Below are 4305 nucleotides of genomic sequence, written 5' to 3' on the forward strand. Positions count from 1 at the left end.
ACCATTTACCCGAAAAAACAGATGGGGATGGGCGGCTGCTTACAGTACAATGAGCTGGGCGAGGCCACGGACATCATCCACCACAGCCGCAACAACGGCAATACCTGGCTGTACAAGACCGGCCGGAAGTCCACGATCCAAGGATGGACCGACGAGATCCTCTACACCTATTCAAACGGCGACCCCGTATTCCGCCAAAAACTGGATTACCACAAAGCCAGCGGCACGAGTAATACTACAAGGCTGGACGGGATCATTACCTCCAACCAATGGAAGCACTACGGCACCGAACCGGAAAGGGTATACAACTATACCTACGATATCCCAAAACGACTGACTGCTTCGACCTACCGGGAGAAAACAACGTCATGGGTTACAAACAACCTCTATACGGAGAATGACATCGTCTACAGTGCCAACGGAAATATCACGGCACTCAAGCGTAATCGGGACAATGCAGGTGCGGTGGCACAGATGGATCAGCTGGCCTATACCTACAGCGGCAACCAGCTGACGGCCGTGGCCGATGCAGCCCCGGCGGCACACAAAGCGGGCGGATTCAACGACGGGAATACCGGCACGGATTACAGCTACAACGACAACGGCTACCTGAAAGAGGATAAAAACAAGGGGATTACGGAAATCACCTATACCCGACAGGACCTGCCTGCCCAGATCAACTTTGGCTCCACCAACCGCATCAAGTACACCTATGGTGCAGGGGGCGGGCTGATGACAGTTGAATATACAGGAAGCGGAGCCTTCTCCCTCCCTACCCAGCAATATGTGGGCGAGCTGGTATTTGAAGACAATGTGCTAACGGAAATCCGCCACGAATACGGCCGTGTGCTGGCGGATGCGGGCTACCGCTACCAATATTACCTTACCGACCACTTGGGCAACACCCGGGTGGTACTGCAGGAAGACCCCGCAAACTTCACCGTGTTGGCCACCTTCGAACCGGACAACCTGGAGGCGGAATCCATGCAGTTTATGGACTACGGGGAGGCACCCCATATCGCCTCCTCCCTCTTTGACCATACCGGCACATCGGAAACTGGCTATGCGCTGCGGCTTACCAATGGGGAGACCGGGCCATCGAGATCTGTGGCGGTACTTCCGGGGGATACTATACGCATGGAGGTTTTCGGGAAGTATCTGGATCTTGGGAATAAAAAAGCAGATCCTGCCTTGATGATGCTTTCATTGGCGATAGAAGCCGCCAGTCCGGGTAGCCTAGGTATAGACGGGAACTTATCCACCCCCTCAAGCCGCACAGCAGGTACAGATCAGGGGCTGGCGGGGCTACTTGTAGGAAAGGGAAGCAGAGGCGACACCCCACCCGCCTACCTAAACTATCTCTTCTTCGACAAAGAGATGAACTACAAGTACGGAGGTTATGTACAGATGACCGAGGCAGGCTATGAGGACGGCACCAACCGGGAACACGAGAGATTATACCAAGAAGTAGTAGCGGATGAGCCGGGATATTTCTATATTTACTTATCCAATGACGGCACGGAAGGTGGCGAAGCGTTCTTCGATGATTTCTCTATTCTCACCTTAGAAAGCTACATCGTACAGCAAACGGATTACTATCCGTATGGGTTGATAGCTAGAAACTTTGTACGGGCTGGGGAGAAGGAAACCAAGGAGCTGTTCCAGTCCAAAACGTATGATGAGCTGACAGGATGGTATGATTTCCATGCACGGCAGTATGACGCTGCGTTGGGGAGATGGTTTGGGGTGGATCCGCAGAACCAGTTTGCATCGCCATTTGTTGGCATGGGAAACAATCCGGTAATGATGGTGGATCCGGATGGGGAGCTGGCTTGGTTCGTACCAATTATAATTGGAGCAGTCGTAAATACCGCCTTAAATGCCAAGAACATCAATAATGTCTGGGATGCCTTGGGTTATGCGGCTGTTGGAGCAGCAACAAGTGCGATAAGCATGGGCATTGCAAGTGGTGTAGGTTGGGGGTTAACGGCCTCAAGTATGGGAGGGAGTTTTGGCTCCGCTTTTTCAACCGGATTTGGAATGGCTTTTCAGGGATCTGTTCAGGCAGCAGGTATAGGGGGAGGTTTTTTTGCTGGAGCGCTGACAGGCGCATCGAGTGGGTTCGCAGCAGGGTTTTCCAGTGGTTTTGGAAATTCATTAATTGGTGGTAGTAGTTTTGGAAGTTCTTTGAGCTCAGGTATAAATTCTGGGGCAAAGAGTGGTTTAGCGGGAGGGCTGATGGGAGGTATAGGTTCGGGTATATCAGCGGCTAAACGAGGAGGTAATTTTTGGAACGGTGTTGAACAAAAAAGTATTAGGCCATCGTTACAGTATAAATTGCCAGGATTACGAACTTCTCTTTCCGCTCCAGCGATTGATCCATTACCTATTATGGCGACGCAGGAGAACTTAAATAGCTTCATTAGTGAAAATTTTGCCGAATATGGAGGATATAATTGGTCTGTTGACCGAGGGAGCATATTAACCGGTGGTAAATATGGTGAAACAACAGGTTATGCTTCTGGAAAAATTGAACGGATATTGGTGTCGAGTAAAGCCTTTACTAATCCCCATGACCTTTACCTAATTACTGGCCATGAGGCGAGGCATGTCGATCATTTCATTTCAGGTAAAATGGGATCATGGATATCCACTTTTGGAGGGAATTTTCACAGAAACATTACAGAGGCCTATGCCTGGGATTGGACCGCATCCGCTATTTCAAATCTGAAATTGAACCCATCGCTCATTTCACTCCAAAAGGCTTTGATTAATTTTGAGTATTACCTAAATAAAATTCCAAATGGGTTTGCCTATTAAATTGTTGTCGATTCTCGCTTTTATGTTCATCGGGATTACAAATATACGATTATTAGCCCAAGATATGAATCTGATTATATTAGAAGATGAAATTAGCATGGCAGAATCTAATTTAAGACTTCCGATTCGGATTGAAAACAAACTAAATAAAAAGTTTATTTTACTAGGAAGTAAATATTTCGACATATCACGAGTGAAAAAAGAAACATTTGTAATTAACAGATTGATGCCTGGTTTCACACTATTTTTGTTTGATATGTATTCACATCATATTATTGATGTAGATCAAAAAATACAAACAGGAGAATTACCTACTATATTAGACTATTATGATCAGGAATTATTGATATACGAAAATCAAACAATTTTAATTAATATCCCTATAAATTCCGACTCCTATATAATTCCCGAAGGAAGGTATATGGCTTTTCTAATTTATCTGCAAAATTCTAGTTACACTATGAAGGATTTGGAAACAAGACCATATAAAATTAAACTGGATTATAGTTTATTTGATGGGGTTATAAAATCCAATTGTTTCACGGTTGTTGTTGAATAACCAGTAAAACCAAATTTTTAGTGTTAAAATTATGCAAGAAAAATCTAATACGAAAGAAAAGAGGTTCCTGTTTCATCGTCAATATGTTCAATTATTTTATGGAGAATTCCAAAACAGAACTTATAATCCGGCTTACAACATACGAGACCGGTCTTGCTAGCACCTTGGTCCTTCATGCTATTCATATCGTGCGCACGAGAGTTTTGGTAATACTTGGATATCGGTAACAAAAAAACAGATCCTGCCTTGATGGCCATTGCATTTGGGTGTAGTATCCACTACACCCTACTATTTCAAATCTATTTGGAATACGTAATCCGTTTCCTGCCATTTGCAATGGCTTAAGAAAGGACTTATTAGTAAACAAATACTGGACATTTTGAAGACTTTCTGACTGAGATTTGAAGACGGCTCCAAAAAAACCATTCCTTCCATTTATAGACTTCTATATTCATTTGTAATTTCCGTGCAGATAAACTATTTTCAGCTATGGGAGAGGCTTATCAACCCCGATAGCTATCGGGGGAGATCAGGAAATACCCTACTTTTTAACTTTCCAGGTGGTTGGATGGGCAGATGTGTTTTCAAGAAAGCTGTATAGGGACTGTATCCTGGAAAATCTGGCTTATTGTAGAAAGGAGAAGGGACTTTTCCTCTTTGGTTATGTTATCATGACCAATCACCTTCACTTGGTTGTTCAACAAAAAGATGGAAAATTGTCAGATTGGGTACGGGATTTCAAAAAATTTACAAGCAAGAAATTGCTTAAAATGATAATGGACAATCCACCGGAGAGCAGAAAGGAATGGTTGAAGATGATTTTTGCTTATCATGCTAAATTAAACAAAAGAGCCGTTAACATGCAATTTTGGACACATGAAATGTAAGCAGCCGCCCATCCCCATCTGTTTTTTCGGGTAAATGGT

At 44.5% G+C, this 4305-nt stretch carries 3 protein-coding genes; all 3 read left to right on the forward strand.

Annotated features, from left to right (window positions below):
- Positions 1–2820, forward strand: a 2820-nt coding sequence (locus ADIS_RS09530; RefSeq protein WP_035805436.1) for an RHS repeat protein, incomplete at its 5' end; no start/stop codon positions are given.
- Between the two features lie 64 nt (positions 2821–2884).
- A complete protein-coding gene (locus tag ADIS_RS09535) occupies positions 2885–3379 on the forward strand; it encodes a hypothetical protein (RefSeq protein WP_238325420.1) in 495 nt (164 codons plus the stop codon).
- 578 nt (positions 3380–3957) lie between these two features.
- Positions 3958–4266, forward strand: coding sequence for a transposase (locus ADIS_RS23700; RefSeq protein ID WP_394330312.1), 309 nt, complete (start codon positions 3958–3960; stop codon positions 4264–4266).
- Positions 4267–4305: the final 39 nt, after the last annotated feature.

The organism is Lunatimonas lonarensis (genome assembly GCF_000390185.1).
Lineage (GTDB): Bacteria > Bacteroidota > Bacteroidia > Cytophagales > Cyclobacteriaceae > Lunatimonas > Lunatimonas lonarensis.